Source organism: Leucobacter tardus, from assembly GCF_017583045.1.
In the GTDB taxonomy this organism is placed as follows: Bacteria; Actinomycetota; Actinomycetes; order Actinomycetales; family Microbacteriaceae; genus Leucobacter; species Leucobacter tardus.
Window position 1 is genome coordinate 278,990 of record NZ_JAGFBF010000005.1, and the last position, 20,458, is coordinate 299,447.

Consider the following 20,458-nt stretch of genomic DNA (forward strand, 5'->3'; position numbering starts at 1 on the left):
GCGAGTGTGGCAGCGATCCTTCGCGGTTCAGCACGCCACACTACGCAAGGTCACGAACGGATAACAAATCCGTCCAGGATCTTGCCAGCGGACACTCGAGTGACGTTCAGGAGGGGGTGCCGACGGAGCGCCCGTCACGGGTCGCATAGAAGGCGACCGCGGACGATGCCGCGACGTTCAGCGAATCGACGCCGCCCATCATCGGGATCGTGACACGACGGTCGAGACGACGGTCCGTACCCGACTGCAACCCGTGCCCCTCGGATCCGAAAACCAGCGCGAGATCGCGGTGATCCTCCGCGACGAGCGCGTCGAGCGAGATCGCTCCCTCTCCCAGTGTCATCCCCGCGACGACGTACCCGAGCTCTTGCAGCAGCTCCACCCCTCCCCTGGGCCAGGCGTCGATCCGTGTCCACGGCACCTGGAACACGGTTCCCATCGACACGCGGACGGAGCGACGGTACAGCGGATCGGCGCAGCTGGGGGTGACGAGGACCGCATCGAAGCCCATCGCCGCGGCATTCCGGAAGCAGGACCCCACGTTGGCGTGGTCGGCGAGGTTCTCGAGCACCGCGATGCGCGAGCGGGAGCCGTCGCCCATGGCCGATCCGTCGGACGCGCGTCCGGTCCGGCGCACAGCGGCGATCAGGTCGGCCGGATCCCGGAGCGCGGGTCGGTGCATCGAGGCGATCGCGCCGCGATGCAGGTGGAATCCGGTCAGTCGCTCGAGCTGTTCGGAGCTGCCGACGTAGACCGGTACCTCCGGGTGGCCGTCGAGGAGACCCTCGATGCGCGGGATCCACTCCTCGAGCAGCAGCACCGACCGCGGCCGGTGCCCGGCCCGCAGTGCGCGGCCGATGACCTTCGTGGACTCCGCGAGATACAGTCCCTCCTCGGGTTCCCGCACGCGGCGCAGCGCGACGTCGGTGAGGCGGGTGTAGTCGGCGAGCTCGGGGGCGTCGAGATCCTGGACGCGTTCGATCCTCATGGGTGCACCTCCCCCGTCTCCGTGCCGGCGTGCGCGTCCGCGGGCCTGTGATGAGCTGCCGTGCACTCCGCGAGTTGTGTGTCTCGCAGAAAGGTCGCGACCCAGGCGGCCGTATCCGCGACGGCCTCGTAGTGCACGAGGTGGCCGGCGCCGGGGATCACCCGAAGCCGCCCGTCCGGCAGCCGACGAACGAGCCCGAGTTGGTCGGTCGGGGTCGAGAGGTCGTCCCGCTCCCCCGCGATGACGAGGGTCGGCATCGTGAACGCGTCCGCGACGTCGACCACGGTATGGGATACCGATGCTTGGAACGCCTGCAGCAGCGTCGTCGGATCGGCGAACGAACTGAAGTAGCGGTCGTGCTGATCGTGGATCCAGGCCCGAAGCGCACGGTCGCGCGTCTTCGCCATGACCCCGCTCATGAGTCGAACGATCGCTGGGTTGCCGAGCAAACGCCTGGCGCCGGTCTCGGGGAGCACGCGCGCCGTCCGGTAGTAGAGCTCCGCGAGGCGGGTCATCACTGCGTTGGGTCCGTCGAGGGCGGGCGCTGAGATCGGGTTGACGAGGATCGTGCGCCCCGGGGTGAACCCTCCGGCGATGCCGGCGGCGACCACGAGCGAGCCGAACGAGTGCCCGAGGACGCCGGAGCCGCTCGGCGCGACACCGGCTGCGAAGGCGCGCAACCACTCCCCGTAGAGTGGGAGATCGTGCGTCCGCCCGGGGATCGCGGGAGTGAGCCCGAAGCCCGGAAGGTCCGGAACGATGACGCGCACCTCCGGCAGGAGTCCGGCGACGGCGTGTCCGATACCGTCCAGACCGTGATGGTCGCCGCGGAACCCGTGCACCAGAATGAGCGGTGCGCCATCGGACGGCCCACTGCTCCAGGCGCGCGTCGTCATTCCGAGCGTCGGGACGAGGAGATCTGGTGGAGCTTCGTTCACCCCGCAATCGTACTGACCGCGCCTGGGTGGGGAGCCCCCGGTCGGCGGAGGCTGCCGTTGGCGATAGCCTGGATGGAACCGGAAGGATCCAGCGTGACCACTCACCTCCCCCTGTGGACCGAACGCATCGCCGTTTTCGATACCGAGACGACGGGGGTCGATCCGCGCGAGGCGCGGATCGTCACCGCCGCGATCGCGCTCCTGAACCGCGACGGAGAGATCGCGGAGCGGTACGACTGGCTGCTCGACCCCGGCGTCGAGATCCCCCTTCCCGCCGTCCAGGTGCATGGCATCTCGACCGATGTGGCGCGCGCGAGCGGGATCCATGCCGAGGTCGGGATCGCGCAGATCGTGGAGCAGGTCGCAGAGATGCTCGCGCGCGGGTTTCCGATCGTCGCGTACAACGCGCCGTTCGACCTCACGCTCCTGCGCGCCGAGGCCGCGCGCTACGGAATTGCATGGCCCGAGACGGTCGCGCCGGTGATCGACCCGCTGGTGCTCGATAAGCAGTTCGACCGGTTCCGGCGCGGCAAGCGCACGCTGGCGGCCGTTGCGGCTCACTACGGCGTGGAGATCGGTCAGGCGCACGACGCGGGAGACGATGCGATCGCGGCCGGTCGGGTGCTGCACCGTCTCACCGAGAAGTTCGTCGATGTGATTCCCGCCGACCTCGATGATCTGCACCGGAGTCAGGTGCAGTGGGCGCGCGATCAGGCCGAGAACTTCCAGGCCTACATGCGGCGCAGCAAAAACCCCTCGTTCGTCGCGGACGGCGGATGGCCGCTGCGATGACCGAGGGGTCGTGACCGGAGCCTGGCGGTGCCGGTCGGGTTCGGTGCTTAGGCGCCGAACCCCTTGAAGCGCTTGTTGAACTTCTCGACACGTCCGGCCGAGTCCATGATGCGCTGCTTGCCCGTGTAGAACGGGTGCGATGCGCTGGAGATCTCGACGTCGATCACCGGGTACGTGGTGCCGTCGAGCTCGATGGTCTTCTCGCTCGTGCGGGTGGAACGGGTGAGGAACGTCTCGCCCGACGCCAAGTCACGGAACACGATGGCGTTGTACTCGGGGTGGATGTCGGTCTGCATGGCTGTCCTTCAGGTTGGTTCGTGGGGCGCGATCGGATGATGCGCGTGTTGCGAGGCGATGTCGCACCAAAGATCTATCGTAGCAGAGTGGCGCTCGAGTCACACGCGCGCCACGGCGGCGTACCGGCCGTCCCGCACGCTCAGGTCGAAGGTCATGCCGAACGTAGCCTCGAGATGCTCGGCGGTCAACGTCTCTGCGAGCGGTCCCGCAGCCTGGACGCGGCCGTCACGAAGCAGCAAGGCGTGCGTGAAGCCCGGTGGGATCTCTTCCACGTGGTGGGTCACCATGACCATCGCGGGCGACATCGGGGACGCGGCGAAGCCGGAGAGCATCTGCAGCAGGTTCTCGCGGGCACCGAGATCGAGACTCGCGCTCGGCTCGTCGAGCAGCAGCATCTCGGGGTCGGTCATGACCGCGCGGGCGATCATGGCGCGCTTCCGCTCTCCGTCGCTCAAGGTGCCGAAGCGGTGGTCGGCGAGTGCTGAGAGGCCCCATTCGGCGAGAATGCGGTCTGCTTGGCGCACATCGATGGCCTCGTACGCTTCGTTCCAGCGGCCCTCGACCGAGTATGCAGCCGTCAGTACCACGTCGCGCACGGTCTCGCTGTCGGGGATCCGCTTCGCGGTGGCGGAGCCTGCGAAACCGAGGCGCGTGCGCAGCTCGAAGATGTCGACCGAACCGAGTCGCTCATCGAGGATGTCGACCGCGCCGGTGGTCGGGTAGTCCCCCGTGGTGGCGAGCTTCAGCATCGTGGTCTTTCCGGCACCGTTCGGTCCGAGGATCACCCAGCGTTCATCGCTCTCCACGCTCCAGTCGACGCCCCCGAGAATCGAGCGGCCGTTGCGGACATAGGTGACGTCGGAGAAGCGCAGCACGTTGACCATGGCGTCCAGCCTACCCCGCCGCCGCCTACACTTGAGTCATGCCTGACGCCGCCGCTTCGCGCCCCCTCGTCGTTCTCGACTGCGACTCCACCACGATCCGCGATGAGGTCATCGAGTTGCTCGCGGATGCGGCCGGATCCCGGGAGGCGGTCGCCGCCGTCACCGAGCGCGCCATGCGCGGGGAGCTCGATTTCGCCGAGAGTCTCGCCGAGCGGGTGGCCACCCTCGCGGGCACGCCCGATGCAGTGTTCGGCGATACGTATCGGCGCATTCGCACGTCTCCCGGCATCCGGGAGCTCATCGCTGAGGTCCACCGCCGCGGGGGTCGCGTAGGCGTCGTGTCCGGGGGCTTCCACGAGGTACTGGATCCGCTGGCACGCGACCTCGGCATCGATCACTGGCGTGCCAATCGGCTCGAGGTGCGCGACGGGCAGTTGACTGGAACGACGGTCGGACCGGTCATCGATGCCGCGGCGAAGGCGGACGCCCTTCGCGAATGGGCGAGCGCCACCGGGATTCCGCTCAGTGCGACGGTGGCCATCGGCGATGGAGCCAACGACCTCGACATGATGGCGATCGCCGGCCTCTCCGTCGCCTACAACGCGAAGCCCGTGGTGCGCGAGCGCGCGGACGTTTCGATCGACGACGACCTCGCGCTCGTGATCCCGCTGCTGGATCGCCTGTCGGCTTAGTGGCCCATCCCCAGGCCGCCGTCCACCGGGATGACTGCTCCTGAGACGTAGGAGGCGTCGTCGCCGGCGAGCCAGGATGCCACTCCGGCGATCTCGTGAACCGTTCCGAAACGCGCCGCGGGGATCGACGCGCGATACTGCGCCTGCTGTTCCTCCGGCAGCGCAGCAGTCATATCGGTCTCGATGAAACCGGGTGCGATGACGTTCGCGGTGATGTTCCGCGCACCCAATTCGCGCGTGAGTGACCGAGCGAACCCGACGAGAGCGGCCTTCGACGAGGAGTAGTTGATCTGCCCGGGCGAGCCGTAGAGCGCGACGACGCTGGAGAGCAGGATGACCCGGCCGAAACGGCCCTTGAGTAACCCTTTCGCGGCGCGCTTCACCACGCGGAAGGTGCCGGTGAGGTTCGTGTCGATGACACTGCTGAACTCTTCTTCGCTCATGCGCAGGAGCAGCGTGTCGCGCGTGATCCCGGCGTTCGCCACGACGACCTCGACGGAGCCGAGCTTCGCCTCGATCTCCGTGAACGCGGCGTCGATCGATGCTGCATCGGTCATCTCTGCGCGCACCGTGAGTGAGCCCGCAGGCCCGTCCCCCGAGCGAGAGGTCACGGCCACGCGGTGACCGTCGGCGATCATGCGCTCGGCGATCGCGTAACCGATGCCGCGGTTGCCACCCGTGATCAGCACGGTGCGGGGAGTCGTCATGGGGCGTCCTTCCGTCGGAATGTCGCATCCAGCCTAGAGGAGAGTCGGCCCGATTCGGTGCACGTCCCCAGGCGCCGGGCGTAGGCTTGAGGATGGAGAATCGAGAAGGAGCACATGGCCAGGAGCTACAGCGTGACCTCGGCGGGCCAGTCGGCAGCCGAGGATCGCGCGCACCGGATGCGCTTCTACTTCATCTCGATGTCGCTGCGCGTGGTGTGCGTGGCCTCGCTGTTCTTCGTCCGTGATTGGTTCTGGGCGATCGTCTGCATCGTCGGTGCGGTCGTGTTCCCGTACATCGCGGTGATGGTGGGCAACGCTGTCGGGCCGACCAGCGATGGGACCCGACCCGACGCGCCGAGCCCGGCCGAGTTGATGCCCCCCGAGGCGCCGTCCGAGGAGGCTTCGCGTCCGTCTGGTGTGACGATCGTCATCGACGCCGATGCCCATCGGCGTGCCGATCCGTCGCCGGACGCATCGGACGATTCCCCGGGATCCGCCTCGTGAGCGGGTGGGGCGGACCGCTCGGCGGAATGCTCGGCGGCGATCCGACCGAGCGCTTCACCTGTTCGCGGGCCGGGTGCTCGGAACGCGCCGAGGTGGCGCTGCTCTGGCGCAACCCGAAGATCCACTCCCCCGAACGTCAGAAGACCTGGCTGGCGTGCACCGAGCACCGTGAGACGCTCGTCGCGTTCCTCTCGGCCAGAGACTTCCCGCTGCGTGTCGTCCCGGTGACGGAACTGGAGGATGCATGACCACGGTTCCCACGGAGGAGCTTCGCGAGACCGAGCCGGATCGGGCGACGGGTCCGCCGATCGGGTGGTCGTTCCTCCGCAGTCGACGGTGGCTCGGCTACTACGCCATGCTCCTCGTCTTTGCCGTGGCCTGCGTGCTGCTCGCCGATTGGCAGTTCGACCGACGCGCTGAGGCGCGCGCCGAGATCGCGAGGATCGACGCCAACTACGGTGCGCCCGCGGTGCCGCTGGCCGACGAACTGCCGACGCTCGAGAGCTACGACGACGGGGTGCAGAAGTGGCGCACCGTCGAGGTCACCGGAGAGTATCTCGACGACACGTTCCTCGCACGCAACCGGCCGGGCCCGGAGGGCGTCGGCGTCGCTCTGATGCAACCTCTGCTCACCGCGAGCGGCGACGTGTTCTTCATCGATCGCGGGTGGGCGCCCGTGGGTGCCGACGGCACCGAACCCGACGAGATCCCGCGTCCCGCTGACGGACCGGTAACTGTGGAAGCGCGGCTTCGCGCCAGCGAGCCGGACGTACCCGGCAGAAGCGCCGTCGGGCAGACGGTGGGAAGCATCAACCTTCCCGAACTCGCCGCGCTCGCCGATACCGAGGGGGCGACTTATATCGACGCCTACGGCATGCTCATCTCCGAATCGCCAGTAGCCGACCACGGTGTCCTCCCGGCTCCCCCGGAACGCGACGAGGGGCCGCACCTCTCCTACGCCCTGCAGTGGTACGTCTTCATCGTGATCGCCGTCTCCGGGGTCGTCTACGCCGCACGTCAGGAATACCGGAATCTCAACGTGGGCAGCAGCGAAGTCGATCGGCAGGACCGCCGTCGGGCCGAGCGCAGGCACCGCCGAGGGCCCTCGGACGCCGACGAGGAGGACGCGATCCTCGACGGGTGAGCCGACGGTTCCCCGTCGGAGGGCGCGCGTGCGCGGTTGGAGGAGCGTCGGGGACCCGCCCCTCCCCTGCCCTAGGCGAGTTCGATGAGCTCCAGATAGTCCTTCGACCAGTGGTCCTCCGTCGCTTCGGGCATGATGAGCACCCGTTCCGGATTTAATGACTCGACGGCACCCTGGTCGTGCGAGACGAGCACGACGGCGCCGGAGAAATGCGCGAGGGCGTCGAGGATCTCCTCGCGGCTCGCCGGATCGAGGTTGTTCGTGGGCTCATCGAGCAGCAGCACGTTCGCGCTCGAGACGACGAGCATCGCGAGTGCGAGACGCGTTTTTTCGCCCCCCGAGAGCACGCCGCCGGGCTTGTGAACGTCGTCGCCGGTGAACAGGAACGAGCCGAGCACCTTGCGCGCCTCGGTCTCCGTCAGATGCTGGGAGACGGACACCATGTTCTGCAGAATCGAGGCACGGTGGTCGAGGGTCTCGTGCTCCTGCGCGTAGTACCCGACCTTCAGACCGTGCCCCGCCACGATGCCGCCCGTATCCGGGGCATCGACACCGGCGAGGAGTCGGAGCAGCGTCGTCTTGCCCGCACCGTTCAGACCGAGGATGACGACCTTCGATCCGCGGTCGATCGCGAGGTCGACGCCGGCGAAGATCTCGAGTGATCCGTACGACTTCGACAGACCCTCCGCCTGCAGTGGAGTCTTGCCGCAGGGCGACGGCTCCGGGAAGCGCAGCTTCGCGACCCGCTCGACCTGACGCTCATCGTCGAGACCGGACAGCATCCGCTCGGCGCGCGCCACCATCTGATGCGCGGCCGCCGCCTTCGACGCCTTCGCGCCGAACTTCGCCGCTTGATCCTTCAGCGCCGACGCCTTCTTCTCGACGTTCGAGCGTTCCTTGCGGCGACGTTCCTCGTCAGCGGCGCGCTGACGCTGGTACAACTTCCATCCCATGTTGTAGACATCGATGACCTGGCGGTTGCCGTCGAGGTAGAACACCCGGTTCACCGTCTCGCCGACGAGGTCGATGTCGTGGGAGATCACGATCACGCCCCCCTTGTAGCCCTTCAAGAACTCTCGCAACCAGACGATCGAATCGGCGTCGAGGTGGTTCGTCGGCTCGTCGAGGATCATCGTGTCGGCGTCGGAGAAGAGGATGCGCGCGAGCTCGATCCGTCGACGCTGCCCGCCGGAGAGCGTCTTCAGCGGCTGGTCGAGGATCCGGTCGGGCAGACCGAGGTTGTGCGAGATCGATGCGGCCTCGGCTTCGGCGGAGTAGCCGCCGAGCGCTTGGAAGCGGTCCGTCAGATTGCCGAAGCGCTTCATCGCCTTTTCGGCCTTCACTGGATCGTCCGATCCCATCTCCTCGGTGGCACGCGCGATGTTCTGCGTGAGCGACCCGAGACCGCGTGCGTCCAGGATGCGGTGACGCGCGAGCTGCTCGGGGTCGCCGGTGCGCGTGTCCTGCGGCAGGAACCCGAGCTCACCCTTCACGGAGACCGAACCTTCCGCCGGCTGCAACTCACCGGAGAGGGTGCGGGTCAGCGTCGTCTTTCCGGCACCGTTCCGACCGACGAGTCCGATCTTGTCGCCGGGGTTCACCCGGAACGACACCTCGGACATGAGTCGGCGGGCGCCGACATCGATCGCGAGGTCCTCGACGATAATCACGGAACTTCTCCTCTGGTTTCGGTGTGCACACGCAGATTCGGGTCAGTTCGGCAGGTTGCTCTTGCGCAACGCTGTGCCGAACTGACCCGAATCGAGGGGGTCTGGCGATCAGAACTAGATCGCGAACCCCAAAGCCCTCATCATATCGCGGCCGTCGTCGGTGATCCGCTCGGGGGTCCACGGCGGCATCCACACCCAGTTGATGCGGAACGCCGTGACCAGACCGTCGAGGGCCTCGGCGATGTCGTTCTCGATCACGTCCGTCAACGGGCACCCGGCGCTCGTCAGCGTCATGCTGATGACGAGCGCATCGTGTTCCTCGTCGAACGCCAGGTCGTAGATGAGACCGAGGTCGACGATGTTCACGCCGAGTTCGGGGTCGGCGACGTCCTTCAACGCCTCGATCGCCTGCTCCCGGAACTCGGGAGCGATCGATGTCGCGGGAATGGTGTCACTCATGCGGTCCTCCTCGGATGGCTTCGGCTGCGGAACTCGCGTCGACGAGTCTACGCCGCCGGGGTGAGGAAGCGGTCGTAGCCCTCTTCCTCGAGGCGGTCGGCGAGCTCGGGGCCGCCCTCTTCGGCGACGCGTCCGTTGACGAACACGTGCACGTAGTCGGGCTTGATGTAGCGCAGGATACGGGTGTAGTGGGTGATGAGCATGACGCCGAGACCCGTGGTCTCCTTGGCGCGGTTCACGCCCTCGGCCACGATCTTCAAGGCATCGACGTCGAGGCCGGAGTCAGTCTCGTCGAGCACGGCGAACGACGGCTGCAGCAGTTCGAGCTGCAGGATCTCGTTGCGCTTCTTCTCGCCGCCGGAGAAGCCCTCGTTGACGTTGCGCTCCGCGAAGGACGAGTCCATGCGAAGGTTCTCCATCGCACCCTTGACGTCCTTCATCCAGGTACGGATCGGCGGGGCCTCACCGTCGACCGCGGTCTTGGCGGTCCGCAGGAAGTTGGCGTTCGTCACACCGGGGATCTCCACCGGGTACTGCATCGCGAGGAACAGACCGGCCTGCGCGCGCTCGTCGACCTCCATCTCGAGCACCTCTTCGCCGTCGAGCAGAATCGATCCGCTGTCGACGGTGTAGCGCGGGTGACCGGCGATGGCGTAGGCGAGCGTCGACTTGCCCGAACCGTTGGGGCCCATGATGGCGTGGGTCTCACCCTGACGCAGCGTGAGGTTCACGCCCTTGAGGATCTGCTTGCTCCCCTGGTCGGTCTCGACGCTGACGTGCAGGTCCTTGATTTCCAGAACGGAGGTCATTGTTGAATCTCTTTCGTAACGTTGGGGTCGATGTACACATCGCCGTCGACGATCTCGACGACATAGACGGGAACCGGCTCGTACGCCGGAAGGTTCTGCGGGATGCCGGTGCAGAGCGAGAAGGCCGAGCCGTGAGCCCAGCACTCCAGCGTGTCACCCTCGACGAACCCCTCGGCCAGGCTGATCTGCCCGTGGCTGCAGGTGTCGCCGATGGCGTGCACCGCTCCCGCGCTGTCGAGCACGACGGCGATCGGGACGTCATCGATCACGACACGGGTGGCCTGATCCTGGACGAGGTCGCTCAGTGCGAGTGCCTTGTGCCGGGCCACGGCTTACGCGGCGCTTTCGGTGAGCTCGGCTTCGATTGCCGCCTGCAGCTCCGCCTCGATGTCGGCATCGCCGATCTGCTGGATCACTTCGAGCAGGAATCCACGCACGACCAGACGACGCGCCTCCTCTTCGGAGATGCCCCGGCTCTGGAGGTAGAACAGGTGCTCATCGTCGAACCGGCCGGTCGCCGACGCGTGACCCGCCCCGGCGATGTCGCCCGTCTCGATCTCGAGGTTCGGAATCGAGTCGGCGCGCGTGCCCTCGGAGAGCACCAGGTTGCGGTTCTGCTCGTAGCTGTCGGTGCCGCTCGCACTGTTCCGGATCAGCACGTCGCCGATCCACACGGTGTGTGCGCCTTCGCCGCGGAGCGCGCCCTTGTAGGTGACTCGGCTGCGCGTATGCGGCGCATTGTGGTCCATGTAGACCTGGTGCTCGAGGTGCTGACCGGCGTCGGCGAAGTACGCGCCGAGCGCCTCGCCGTTGCCGCCCTCGGAATTGAGGTGAACAGTCGGGTTGACGCGTACGATGCCGCCCCCGAGCGAGACTACAATGTGCTTGAGGCTCGCGTCCCGGCCCACCTGCGCGAAGTGGCTCGAGAGATGGATCGCCCCCTCATCCCATTGCTGCAGCGAGACGAGCGTGAGCTGTGCGCCCTCGCCGACCACGACCTCGACGTTCTCGGTGAGGTGCGCGGGCCCCGTGTGCTTCAGGATCACGACGGCCCTGGCCTGCGGCGCCGCCTCGATGACGGTGTGCGCTGCGCGCGCCTCGGTGCCGAATCCACGACGGTCGAGCGTGATCGCATCGGTGTGCTCACCGCTGACGTTCACGTACAGTGCTTTCTCGAACTGCGTCCACGCATTCGCCGCGGCGCGATCCTCCGGCGTCCCGGCGCGGCCGATGAGCTCCGAAGTGCGGTCGATCCACTCGAGCGAGAGTCCATCGATGCCCGAGGCGTCATCGCTCGGCTGGGAGCCGTCGAGCTCCCCGTCGAGCAGCGTGCCGAGCTCGGCGACCGGAGTGAACTTCCAGTTCGCCTCGCGGCCCGTCACGGTCGGGAAATCGGCGACGTCCGTCGAGGTGAACCGCGCAGAGCGCGTCTGCACCGGAGCGCCGAAGTCCCACCCGCCGTCGGAGTGCGCCTGCAGTCCGTGCTGGGCGGTGCCGCCCGGGGTCTCCGCAGTCTTCGTTGCGACAGCTTCGGTCATTATCCGACGGATCCTTCCATGCCCATCTCGATGAGCTTGTTCAGTTCGAGTGCGTACTCCATGGGCAGTTCTCGGGCGATCGGCTCGATGAAGCCGCGCACGATCATCGCCATGGCCTCTTCTTCGGCCAGTCCGCGGCTCATCAGGTAGAAGAGCTGCTCCTCGCTCACCCGCGACACCGTGGCTTCGTGGCCGAGGACGGCGTCGTCGGTGCGAATGTCGATGGCCGGATACGTGTCGCTGCGCGAGATCGTATCGACGAGTAGCGCGTCGCAGACCACGGAGTTCGCGGCGTGGTGCGCGTTCGCGTCGACGCGGACCTCACCGCGGTAGCCCGTGCGGCCGCCTCCCCGTGCGATCGACTTCGACAGGATCGAAGACTTCGTGTGGGGGGCCAGGTGGATCATCTTGGCGCCGGCGTCCTGGTGCTGCCCGGGGCCCGCGAAGGCGACCGACAGGGTCTCGCCCTTGGCGCGCTCGCCGGTGAGGAAGATGGACGGGTACTTCATGGTGACCTTCGAGCCGATGTTGCCGTCGACCCACTCCATCGTCGCGCCCTCTTCGGCGACCGCCCGCTTCGTCACGAGGTTGTACACGTTGTTCGACCAGTTCTGGATCGTCGTGTAGCGCACGCGGGCGTTCTTCTTCACGACGATCTCGACGACGGCCGAGTGCAGCGAGTCGGACTTGTAGATCGGAGCGGTGCAGCCCTCGATGTAGTGGACGTAGCTGTCCTCGTCGGCGATGATGAGCGTGCGCTCGAACTGGCCCATGTTCTCCGTGTTGATCCGGAAGTAGGCCTGCAGCGGGATCTCGACGTGGACGCCCTTCGGCACGTAGACGAACGAGCCTCCCGACCACACAGCCGTGTTGAGGGCGGCGAACTTGTTGTCACCGGACGGGATCACGGTGCCGAAGTACTCCTCGAAGATCTCGGGGTGCTCGCGCAGCGCGGTATCGGTGTCGAGGAACAGCACGCCCTGCTCTTCGAGATCCTCGCGGATCTGGTGGTAGACCACCTCGGACTCGTACTGGGCGGCGACACCCGCCACGAGACGCTGGCGTTCCGCCTCCGGGATCCCGAGCTTTTCGTAGGTGTTCTTGATCTCCTCGGGCAGGTCTTCCCAGCTGGTCGCCTGCTGCTCCGTGGAGCGCACGAAGTACTTGATGTTGTCGAAGTCGATCTCCGAGAGATCCGCACCGAACGTCGGCATCGGCTTCCGGCCGAAGATCTGCAGCGCCTTGAGACGCCGCTGCAGCATCCACTCCGGCTCGTCCTTCAGCGCGGAGATTTCGCGCACGACCTGCTCGCTGAGGCCGCGCTTCGCAATGGCACCGGCCTCGTCGGCATCGTGCCACCCGAATTCGTACTGGCCCAGGCTTTCCAGCTCTGGCCGATCAATCAGTACCTCTGGCATCGTTTCCATCCCTCGATCGTTCCCGCTTCGGGAGCCCGCTCCGCCGGGTCGGTCCGCGTCGGCGGGATCGATCCGGTATGCGACGAGCTCCCTGCAGCGGTGCAGTATTCTGGATGCGAACGGGCTCCGGTGCTTCGGGATTTCGCCCGAATCGCGGGGCCACGGAACGCAACCACAGCTTCCCATTCTACAGAATTCCTCGCGAAATAGTGAGGGACTCTCGGAGTACCTCCTGGGAATGCCGTGCTTCGAGAGGAGACCCGGTGACATCACCCTCAGTAGCGACGCGCCCATCCGCCGGTGCGACGGGGCCGCGGATCAGCCGCTTCCTATCGGTCACGGCGTGGATCTCCTTCGTCCTCAACGCGACGATCATCGCCACGGGAGGCGCGGTTCGCCTGACCGGGTCAGGACTCGGCTGCAGCGAATGGCCGTCCTGCGTGCCCGGCTCGCTGACGCCGACGCCTGAAATGGGGATCCATGGCCTCATCGAGTTCGGCAACCGCACCATCAGCGGTCCGCTTCTGCTCGCCGCGATCATCGTCGTGGTGCTGAGCTTCCGGATCCGTCGCGAGCGTCGCGATCTGTTCGTGATCTCGGCCGTCGTGCTGGGCCTCGTCGCCCTGCAAGCGATCGTCGGCGGCATCGTCGTCTGGGAGCGACTCCACGCCGCGCTCGTCGGCTTCCACTACACGGTCTCACTCATCCTCGTGTGCATCACCGCCGCCTATCTGGTTCGCATGCGAGAACCGGGTGGTCCGCGCGAGCGCGCGGTGCCGAAGGGGTACGCGATCCTCACCCACGTGACGACCCTGTTCGTCGCCATCGTCGTGCTCATGGGGGTGCTCACGACCGCGAACGGACCGCACTCCGGCGACGAGAGCGTCGTCCGAGACGGATTCGACGCGACACTGCTGAGTCATCTGCACGCCTGGCCGGGCTACATCACCCTCGCGCTCGTGATCGCGCTGGCGTCGTGGTCGGCAGCGAAGCGGTTGCGGACCCTGCGATCGGGGGTGCTCGTGCTCGCGATGCTCCTGGTGCAGATCGCGGTCGGCATCTATCAGGCGAATGCGGGTCTGCCCCCGTTCGCCGTGGGCGTGCACATGGTGCTCGCCGCGCTCACCGCTGCGGCGATGACGATGAACGTGCTGCGGCTCAAGCGACCGGTCGCCGAGGTCAGCCTGCCGTAGTGAGGATGGCGCGATCGAGCGCCTGCTCCAGGTCCGCCCAGAGGTCCTCGACGTGCTCGATACCGATGCTCAGGCGAACGAGTCCCTCGGGCACTTCGCACGGCTCCGCCGGGTGGCGTCGTCGTCGTTCGACGAGTGATTCGACGCCGCCGAGACTCGTCGCCGGGGTGAACACGCGGAGTGCCGACACGACCGCATCGGCCTCCTCCGCTGTCGGCAGCTCGATCGAGACGACGGCGCCGAATCCGTCGAGTTGCGCGCGTGCGCGGGTGTGGTTCGGATCCGTGGGCAATCCCGGATACCGCACCCGGGGCGCCCCGTCGTGGCCGTCGAGGCGGCGCGCCAGTTCGAGCGCATTCGCCTCGGCACGATCGAGTCGCAGGCCGAGCGTGCGCAGGCCACGGAGGGCGAGCCATGCCTCGAAAGGACCGGGGATCGCGCCGTGCAGCGTGCGCTGACGCAGGAGACGCTCGCGCACGGCGTCCTCGCGCGCGACCAGAAGGCCGAGAATCACGTCGGAGTGACCGGAGATGTACTTCGTCGCGGAGTGCACCACGACGTCGGCGCCCGCCGTGAGCGGCCGTTGACGCAGGGGCGTGCTGAAGGTGTTGTCGACGACCACCACGACTCCGCGCTCCCGCGCCGCCGCGATGAGCGCAGGCAGGTCGACGACATCGAGCAAGGGGTTCGTCGGCGACTCCACCCAGAGCAGGTCGGCACCCTCGAGTGCCGTCCGAGTCGACGCGAGATCGAGAGGATCGATCTCGCGGAGGGTCAACGCGCCGCTTGCGGCGAGGTCGCGGGCGAGGCTGATGGTGCCGTTGTACGAGGCGGCGGGCACCAGTGCGACGCCGCCGACCGGCACGAGTGACAGGGCCGCTGCCACCGCGGCCATCCCCGAGGCGTAGGCGAGCCCGGGCACGGCGCTCTCCTCCAGATCGGCGATGGCGGCTTCGAGCGGCTCCCAGGATGGGTTGGTGTACCGGGCGTACACGCGGTCGCCCACCGCTGGGTGTCCGGAACCCCGGAACGTGGACGTCAGGACGATCGGCGGGTTCACCGAACCGTCGGGCTCCGCCGGGGGTCGGCCGAGCCCGACGAGCCGCGTATCGGGGTGGACGTCATCCGGAAAACTCATGGGCCCACAGTAGCGCGAGACGGGAACGGCTCGATCACGCCGCATGCACCCAGGGTCGCCTGGCCGGGTCGTGCTCGGCGGCGCGGAGCACTTCGCGGGTGACGGCGGCGATCTCGCCCTCGCCGAGCACGAAGAAGCGCAGACCCTCGAGAATGGGATTGCCCTCGGTCCAGTGGAAGAACAGATGCGGCTCGCGTCCCGATTGGTCCCGCAGGCTCAGCGCGACGGCGGCGAGAGCATTCGGCACGGTCGGCCCGTTCACCTCGAGTACCGGGAAGCCGTGACGCTGCGTGCCGCTCACCTGCAGCTCCTCCTCGAACTCCGAGCTGTCGGTCACCGATACCTCCAGGAAGATCGCACCGTCGGTGCAGAGACCGTGGGCGGCCTGAGCGTGCCGGAGCTTCGCCCGGTACCGTTCGGCGGAGCAGTCGCGGGGATCGTGCGCGATGAGCAGGAGAGGCCGGTCGGTCGGAGCCGCGACCATCGCGTTCGCGACGTCGTCGAGATGCACGGCGGTCGCGCGGAGCTCCGTCGACCTCGCGATGCGGGATACCGCACTGACGATGAGGATCCCGCCGACGAAGCACGCCGCGACCTTGATCCCATCCGGCCGCTCCACAATGTTCGCACCGGCGGTGTAGGCGAACACCGCGGTGATCCCGGCGTACACCCGCGTCGCCACCCGTTGACCCGCGCGATGCGCGGAGACGGTGACCGCGAGGGCCGCGGAGCAGATGAGCACGAGCACGCCGGTGGCGTATGCACCGCCCTGCGCCTCGACGCTTCCGCCGAAGGCGAGCGTCACCACGATGGCGACGCCGAGCAGAACGAGTACGAGCGGACGCGTCGCGCGGGTCCATGCCGGCGCCATCCCGTAGTGCGGCAGATACCGGCCGACGACATTGATGAGGCCGGCGAGCGCGGACGCGCCGGCGAACCAGAGGATGGCGATCGTGGTGGCATCGTAGACGCTGCCGAATCCTTCACCCAAGTATTCGTGCGCGAGGTAGGCCAGGGCGCGGCCGTGCGCTTCGCCCTCGGGGCCGAATGCGCTCGCCGGGATCAGCGTGACCGTTACGAGCGACGACGTGATCAGGAAGACGCTCATGATCGCGGCAGACGTGGCCAGGAGCTTGCGCGCCCCCGCGATGCGGTTCCCGCGGATCTGCGGCATCACGGCGACCCCCGTCTCGAACCCCGACAGTCCGAGGGCGAGTTTCGGGAAGACGAGCAGGGCGATCGCGACGACCAACCAGGGGTCGCCGTGCTGGGTCGTGAGCGCGCCCCACCAGTCGGTCACGATCGGCGGATCGTCCACCAGGCGGCCGAGCGACACGGCGATGACCACGGCGTTCAGCGCGAGGAACCCCGCGACCAGTACGGATGCGAGTCGGATCGCCTCGGAGAAGCCGCGCAGAAAGACCAGCGCGAGGGCGAGCAGGAAGATGATCGTGATCCCGATCCCGATCGGACTCTCCCCCGCCGGGGTCGTTCCGGAGTCCGCGGTGCCGAGCGCTCGCGCGACCGCAGGGTTCTCGACGAGGTGAGCCGTGGCGTCGGCGGCGGACAGCGTCATGGTGATCATGAAGTCCGTGGCGACGAAACCGAGGAGCACCAACACGATGAGCTTGCCGCGCCAGTGCGGGAAGAGGGAGGCGAGCATGGCGAGGGAGCCGGTGCCGTGCGGGCTCTCCCGAGCGACGCGCCGGTACACCGGGAGCGCGCCGCAGAGCGTCACGAGGACCAGCACGAGCGTGGCGACCGGCGCGATCGCTCCGGCCGCGACGGCCGCCAGGGCGGGTTGATAGCCGAGGGTGGAGAAGTAGTCCACTCCCGTGAGGCACATGACCTGCCACCACGGACGGCCCTGGTCGGGCCGGGGGCGCCCGTGCGGCCCGGTGTGGCTGCCGGGATCCTCAACGGTCGACGCGAGCAGCCAGCGTCGCAGCGACCCCACAGGTGCCGGTGCAGTCCCGGCGACGACCTCACTCCTGATCACAGCGATACGGTACGCCCGCCACGAGCAGACGGACCCGGAGGGTGCCGAGAGACCAGCGGACTCTCAGTCGGTATTCAGGAACCGGATCGGACGATCGCGGTCGCCTCGGACCAAAAGATGGTCAGAACGGGAGCAGCGGGTCCACGGCGATGGCGATCGACAGGATCGAGAGGTACGAGATGGAGCCGTGGAAGACCTGCATCGGCTTCCCCTCGCGTCCGCGGATCGCACTGCCGTACAGCCGGTGCGCCTGCAGGATGAAGTAGCCGCCCGAGAGCACGGCGACGATGGTGTAGATCCACCCGATGCCCGCGGCGGGGATGAGCAGCAGGCTGGATGCGACCGTCGCCCACGCGTAGAGGATGATCTGCAGCCCGACCGTCACACGGCCCCGGACCACGCCGAGCATCGGCACGCCCGCCGCCGCGTAGTCTTCGCGGTAGCGCATTGACAGCGGCCAGTAATGAGCGGGCGTCCAGAGGAAGATGATGAGGAAGAACGCCCATGCCGGCCAGCCGACGTCACCGGTCACGGCGGCCCACCCGATGAGCACCGGGAAGCACCCGGCGATGCCGCCCCAGATGATGTTCTGCTCGCTGTGCCGCTTGAGCAGCACCGTGTACACCACGACGTAGAAGAAGATCGCGGCTGCAGAGAGGGCTGCCGCGACCCAGTTCGTCGTGGCGTACAACCACACGATGGACGCGGCGCCGAGCACCCAGGCGAACACCAGGGCGCTGCGGTCGGAGATCTCCCCGGTGACCAGCGGGCGATTCTTGGTGCGACGCATCTTGCGGTCCATGTCGCGGTCGAGGTAGCAGTTGAACGCGCCGGCCGACCCTGCGCTCATCGCGCCGCCGATGAGCGTCGCGACGACGAGCCAGAGATTCGGCAGGCCCTGCTGGGCGAGGATCATGGCCGGCACCGTGACGACGAGCAGCAACTCCATGACGCGCGGTTTCGTGAGAGCCACGTACGCCTTCAGCGTGCGGCCGAAGGTCGGACGGGCGGGTGTCGCGCGTACCGGAGACGAGGTGGGAATCTCAGTGGACATCATGTCTATACTACCGTGCTCCCCTGTAGGCTGGACAGGGTGTGCACCGCGGCGGTGCGTACCGAGCGAGAGAGGCTGGGCTATTGGCAATCGACCTGCAGTGGAATGAGCTGGACGACCGGGCCGTCGACACGGCGCGAGTACTCGCGGCTGACGCGGTGGAGAAGGTCGGCAACGGCCACCCCGGAACCGCGATCAGCCTGGCACCGGTGTCGTATCTGCTCCACCAGAAGGTGATGCGCCACGATCCGTCCGACCACGGGTGGATCGGACGAGACCGCTTCATCCTGTCCGCCGGTCATTCGTCGCTCACGCAGTACGTGCAGCTCTACCTCGGCGGCTACGGCCTCGAGCTCTCCGATCTCGAGGCGCTGCGTACCTGGGGCTCCAAGACCCCCGGACATCCCGAGTACGGGCATACCCCCGGTGTCGAGATCACCACCGGTCCCCTGGGTCAGGGACTCGCATCCGCCGTCGGCTTCGCCTACGCGGCGCGTTACGAGCGCGGTCTGTTCGATCCCGAGGCGGCGCCGGGTGCGAGCCCCTTCGATCACCGGATCTACGTGATCGCGAGCGACGGCGATCTGCAAGAGGGGGTGACGAGCGAAGCGTCCTCGCTCGCCGGCCATCAGGAACTCGGCAACCTGATCGCGATCTACGATGCGAACCAGATCTCCATCGAGGACGACACCGACATCTCCTTCACTGAAGACGTCGCGGCCCGCTACGCGGCGTACGGGTGGCAGGTCATCACCGTCGACTGGAAGCGGACGGGCGAGTACGTCGAAGATCTCGCCGAGCTCACGACGGCGATCCAGTCCGCTCAGGACGAGACGTCGAAGCCGTCGCTCATCGTGCTGAAGACGATCATCGGCTGGCCGAGCCCCGGCAAGCAGAACACCGGTGGCATCCACGGGGCGAAGCTCGGCACCGACGAGCTCGCGGCGCTGAAGGAGCGACTCGGGTTCGATCCCGAGCAGCACTTCGCGGTGGACGACGAGGTGCTCGCCCACACGCGTCAGGCCGTCGACCGCGGCCGAGCGGCACGTACGGCATGGCAGTCCGACTTCGACGCGTGGGCCGAGCGCGAGCCCGCGCGAAAGGTGCTGCTCGATCGACTGGAGTCCGGCGAACTCCCCGAAGGCTTCGCCGACGCGCTCCCGACCTTCGAACCCGGTTCGAGCGTCGCGACCCGTGCCGCGAGCGGCAAGGTGCTGGCGGGCCTCGGGCCGGTCATGCCCGAGCTGTGGGGCGGTTCCGCCGATCTCGCGGGCTCCAACAACACGACGATCCCCGACGTGCCGTCGTTCGTCCCGGTCGAGCGCTCCACCTCGTCGTGGCAGGGCAACCCGTACGGCCGGGTGCTGCACTTCGGCATTCGCGAGCACGCGATGGGGTCGATCCTCAACGGCATCCAGTTGCACGGCAAGACGCGTGCGTACGGCGGCACCTTCCTGATCTTCAGCGACTACATGCGTCCGGCGGTCCGCCTGGCCGCACTGATGAACATCCCGAGCATCTTCGTCTGGACCCACGACTCGGTCGCCCTCGGCGAGGACGGCCCGACGCATCAGCCGATCGAGCAGCTCGCGTCGCTTCGGGCGATCCCGAACCTGTCGGTGGTGCGCCCGGCAGACGCGACCGAGGTCGCCGTGGCGTGGAGCGAGCTGCTCACCCGTCGAGGCGGCCCCGCGGGGCTCGCGCTCACGCGGCAGAACGTTCCGGTCTTCCCGAGGGTCGACGGGCCCGAATCTTCGGACGGCAGCGAGGCGCTCGCCTCTGCTGAGGGCGTCCGCCGTGGAGCGTATGTGCTCGCCGACTCCCCCACCGACGCGCTCGACCTGGTCATTCTGGCCACGGGCTCCGAGGTCCAGCTCGCCGTCGAAGCGCGGGCCCAGCTCGCCGCAGAAGGTGTGGGCGCCCGCGTCGTGTCCGTCCCCTGCCTCGAATGGTTCGACGAGCAGTCGCCCGAGTACCGCGAGAGCGTGCTCCCGTCAGAGGTGACCGCGCGCGTGAGCGTCGAGGCGGGCCTGTCGCTCAGCTGGGACCGCTACCTCGGCGACCGCGGGCGAGCGGTCTCCATCGAGCACTTCGGAGCGTCCGCGGACTATCAGACCCTGTTCCGCGAGTTCGGCATCACGACAGACGCCGTGGTGGCCGCAGCACGGCAGACGCTCGACGCCTGACGGTGTCCGCGCCGGCCATACCCACGCAATCGAGACACCCGCAATCGA

The 20,458-nt window shown here is 67.7% G+C and carries 21 protein-coding genes; 7 read left to right on the top strand and 14 right to left on the bottom strand.

The annotated features are described in order from the left end of the window. Positions 1-106: 106 nt before the first annotated feature. Complete coding sequence (locus J4H85_RS08380; protein WP_208238666.1) at positions 107-988, bottom strand: TrmH family RNA methyltransferase; 882 nt, start codon at positions 986-988, stop codon at positions 107-109. Beyond that, on the bottom strand, positions 985-1,926 hold the full coding sequence (locus J4H85_RS08385) for an alpha/beta fold hydrolase (RefSeq protein ID WP_307863542.1): 942 nt from the start codon (positions 1,924-1,926) through the stop codon (positions 985-987). The genes J4H85_RS08380 and J4H85_RS08385 overlap by 4 nt, the downstream gene beginning before the upstream one ends. Before the next feature lie 93 nt (positions 1,927-2,019). Here J4H85_RS08385 and J4H85_RS08390 point away from each other — a divergent pair, with 93 nt between their 5' ends. Beyond that, the gene (locus J4H85_RS08390) at positions 2,020-2,718 is read left to right on the top strand and encodes an exonuclease domain-containing protein (RefSeq protein WP_208238668.1); all 699 of its coding nucleotides are present in this window, start codon (positions 2,020-2,022) and stop codon (positions 2,716-2,718) included. A gap of 47 nt (positions 2,719-2,765) precedes the next feature. Here the strand turns inward: J4H85_RS08390 and J4H85_RS08395 are convergent, their stop codons facing one another. After that, positions 2,766-3,014: a type B 50S ribosomal protein L31 gene (locus J4H85_RS08395; RefSeq protein WP_208238670.1), complete on the bottom strand. Its 249-nt coding sequence runs from the start codon at positions 3,012-3,014 to the stop codon at positions 2,766-2,768. Positions 3,015-3,113: 99 nt separating this feature from the next. Further along, complete coding sequence (locus J4H85_RS08400; RefSeq protein ID WP_208238672.1) at positions 3,114-3,899, bottom strand: ABC transporter ATP-binding protein; 786 nt, start codon at positions 3,897-3,899, stop codon at positions 3,114-3,116. Positions 3,900-3,937: 38 nt separating this feature from the next. Here J4H85_RS08400 and serB point away from each other — a divergent pair, with 38 nt between their 5' ends. Next, positions 3,938-4,591: a phosphoserine phosphatase SerB gene (serB, locus tag J4H85_RS08405; RefSeq protein WP_208238674.1), complete on the top strand. Its 654-nt coding sequence runs from the start codon at positions 3,938-3,940 to the stop codon at positions 4,589-4,591. Here serB and fabG read toward each other — a convergent pair. Further along, the gene (fabG, locus tag J4H85_RS08410) at positions 4,588-5,298 is read right to left on the bottom strand and encodes a 3-oxoacyl-ACP reductase FabG (protein WP_208238676.1); all 711 of its coding nucleotides are present in this window, start codon (positions 5,296-5,298) and stop codon (positions 4,588-4,590) included. The genes serB and fabG overlap by 4 nt on opposite strands. A gap of 114 nt (positions 5,299-5,412) precedes the next feature. Between fabG and J4H85_RS08415 the strand changes: the two genes are divergently transcribed. From J4H85_RS08415 to J4H85_RS08425, 3 genes are read left to right on the top strand one after another with little or no spacing between them, the layout of a single operon-like run. Then, the gene (locus J4H85_RS08415; RefSeq protein ID WP_208238679.1) at positions 5,413-5,802 is read left to right on the top strand and encodes a DUF3099 domain-containing protein; all 390 of its coding nucleotides are present in this window, start codon (positions 5,413-5,415) and stop codon (positions 5,800-5,802) included. After that, entirely contained in the window at positions 5,799-6,050 is a 252-nt protein-coding gene (locus tag J4H85_RS08420) for a hypothetical protein (protein WP_372440195.1), read from the top strand. Before J4H85_RS08415 ends, J4H85_RS08420 begins: the two co-directional genes overlap by 4 nt. Continuing rightward, a complete protein-coding gene (locus J4H85_RS08425) occupies positions 6,047-6,946 on the top strand; it encodes an SURF1 family cytochrome oxidase biogenesis protein (protein WP_208238681.1) in 900 nt (299 codons plus the stop codon). The genes J4H85_RS08420 and J4H85_RS08425 overlap by 4 nt, the downstream gene beginning before the upstream one ends. Positions 6,947-7,017: 71 nt before the next feature. Here J4H85_RS08425 and J4H85_RS08430 read toward each other — a convergent pair whose 3' ends face one another. The 6 genes from J4H85_RS08430 to sufB form a co-directional block, all read right to left on the bottom strand. Next, positions 7,018-8,616: an ABC-F family ATP-binding cassette domain-containing protein gene (locus J4H85_RS08430; protein ID WP_208238683.1), complete on the bottom strand. Its 1,599-nt coding sequence runs from the start codon at positions 8,614-8,616 to the stop codon at positions 7,018-7,020. A 114-nt stretch (positions 8,617-8,730) separates the two neighbouring features. Next, on the bottom strand, positions 8,731-9,075 hold the full coding sequence (locus J4H85_RS08435) for a metal-sulfur cluster assembly factor (RefSeq protein ID WP_208238685.1): 345 nt from the start codon (positions 9,073-9,075) through the stop codon (positions 8,731-8,733). Between the two features lie 47 nt (positions 9,076-9,122). Continuing rightward, the gene (sufC, locus tag J4H85_RS08440) at positions 9,123-9,884 is read right to left on the bottom strand and encodes a Fe-S cluster assembly ATPase SufC (protein ID WP_208238687.1); all 762 of its coding nucleotides are present in this window, start codon (positions 9,882-9,884) and stop codon (positions 9,123-9,125) included. Continuing rightward, a complete protein-coding gene (locus J4H85_RS08445; RefSeq protein WP_208238689.1) occupies positions 9,881-10,213 on the bottom strand; it encodes a non-heme iron oxygenase ferredoxin subunit in 333 nt (110 codons plus the stop codon). Before J4H85_RS08445 ends, sufC begins: the two co-directional genes overlap by 4 nt. A gap of 3 nt (positions 10,214-10,216) precedes the next feature. Then, complete coding sequence (sufD, locus tag J4H85_RS08450; RefSeq protein WP_208238691.1) at positions 10,217-11,422, bottom strand: Fe-S cluster assembly protein SufD; 1,206 nt, start codon at positions 11,420-11,422, stop codon at positions 10,217-10,219. Then, positions 11,422-12,840 carry a Fe-S cluster assembly protein SufB gene (gene sufB / locus J4H85_RS08455; RefSeq protein WP_208238693.1) on the bottom strand — a complete coding sequence of 473 codons (1,419 nt, stop codon included), beginning with the start codon at positions 12,838-12,840 and terminating at the stop codon, positions 11,422-11,424. The genes sufD and sufB overlap by 1 nt, the downstream gene beginning before the upstream one ends. A gap of 263 nt (positions 12,841-13,103) precedes the next feature. Between sufB and J4H85_RS08460 the strand changes: the two genes are divergently transcribed. Next, entirely contained in the window at positions 13,104-14,033 is a 930-nt protein-coding gene (locus tag J4H85_RS08460; protein ID WP_307863549.1) for a COX15/CtaA family protein, read from the top strand. On the opposite strand, the gene J4H85_RS08465 is transcribed toward J4H85_RS08460, so the two are convergent. From J4H85_RS08465 to J4H85_RS08475, 3 genes are all read right to left on the bottom strand, one after another. Beyond that, the gene (locus J4H85_RS08465; RefSeq protein ID WP_208238697.1) at positions 14,020-15,171 is read right to left on the bottom strand and encodes a trans-sulfuration enzyme family protein; all 1,152 of its coding nucleotides are present in this window, start codon (positions 15,169-15,171) and stop codon (positions 14,020-14,022) included. The two genes, J4H85_RS08460 and J4H85_RS08465, sit on opposite strands and share 14 nt — an antisense overlap. Before the next feature lie 34 nt (positions 15,172-15,205). Next, positions 15,206-17,017 (bottom strand): APC family permease, encoded by a 1,812-nt coding sequence (locus J4H85_RS08470; RefSeq protein ID WP_208240338.1) that lies wholly within the window; start codon positions 17,015-17,017, stop codon positions 15,206-15,208. A gap of 274 nt (positions 17,018-17,291) precedes the next feature. Beyond that, entirely contained in the window at positions 17,292-18,224 is a 933-nt protein-coding gene (locus J4H85_RS08475; protein ID WP_243893592.1) for a heme o synthase, read from the bottom strand. 83 nt (positions 18,225-18,307) lie between these two features. On the opposite strand from J4H85_RS08475, the gene tkt reads away from it, so the two are divergent. Next, positions 18,308-20,410: a transketolase gene (gene tkt, locus J4H85_RS08480; RefSeq protein ID WP_208238702.1), complete on the top strand. Its 2,103-nt coding sequence runs from the start codon at positions 18,308-18,310 to the stop codon at positions 20,408-20,410. Positions 20,411-20,458 lie beyond the last annotated feature (48 nt).

What these genes read in the sequence shown, in the direction of transcription:
- J4H85_RS08380 (WP_208238666.1), bottom strand. Translation starts at nt 988, where the DNA reads ATGAGGATCGAACGCGTCCAGGATCTCGACGCCCCCGAGCTCGCCGAC.
- J4H85_RS08395 (WP_208238670.1), bottom strand. Translation starts at nt 3,014, where the DNA reads ATGCAGACCGACATCCACCCCGAGTACAACGCCATCGTGTTCCGTGAC.
- J4H85_RS08400 (WP_208238672.1), bottom strand. Translation starts at nt 3,899, where the DNA reads ATGGTCAACGTGCTGCGCTTCTCCGACGTCACCTATGTCCGCAACGGC.
- serB (WP_208238674.1), top strand. Translation starts at nt 3,938, where the DNA reads ATGCCTGACGCCGCCGCTTCGCGCCCCCTCGTCGTTCTCGACTGCGAC.
- fabG (WP_208238676.1), bottom strand. Translation starts at nt 5,298, where the DNA reads ATGACGACTCCCCGCACCGTGCTGATCACGGGTGGCAACCGCGGCATC.
- J4H85_RS08415 (WP_208238679.1), top strand. Translation starts at nt 5,413, where the DNA reads ATGGCCAGGAGCTACAGCGTGACCTCGGCGGGCCAGTCGGCAGCCGAG.
- J4H85_RS08425 (WP_208238681.1), top strand. Translation starts at nt 6,047, where the DNA reads ATGACCACGGTTCCCACGGAGGAGCTTCGCGAGACCGAGCCGGATCGG.
- J4H85_RS08435 (WP_208238685.1), bottom strand. Translation starts at nt 9,075, where the DNA reads ATGAGTGACACCATTCCCGCGACATCGATCGCTCCCGAGTTCCGGGAG.
- sufC (WP_208238687.1), bottom strand. Translation starts at nt 9,884, where the DNA reads ATGACCTCCGTTCTGGAAATCAAGGACCTGCACGTCAGCGTCGAGACC.
- sufD (WP_208238691.1), bottom strand. Translation starts at nt 11,422, where the DNA reads ATGACCGAAGCTGTCGCAACGAAGACTGCGGAGACCCCGGGCGGCACC.
- sufB (WP_208238693.1), bottom strand. Translation starts at nt 12,840, where the DNA reads ATGCCAGAGGTACTGATTGATCGGCCAGAGCTGGAAAGCCTGGGCCAG.
- J4H85_RS08465 (WP_208238697.1), bottom strand. Translation starts at nt 15,171, where the DNA reads ATGAGTTTTCCGGATGACGTCCACCCCGATACGCGGCTCGTCGGGCTC.
- J4H85_RS08470 (WP_208240338.1), bottom strand. Translation starts at nt 17,017, where the DNA reads ATGTGCCTCACGGGAGTGGACTACTTCTCCACCCTCGGCTATCAACCC.
- J4H85_RS08475 (WP_243893592.1), bottom strand. Translation starts at nt 18,224, where the DNA reads ATGTCCACTGAGATTCCCACCTCGTCTCCGGTACGCGCGACACCCGCC.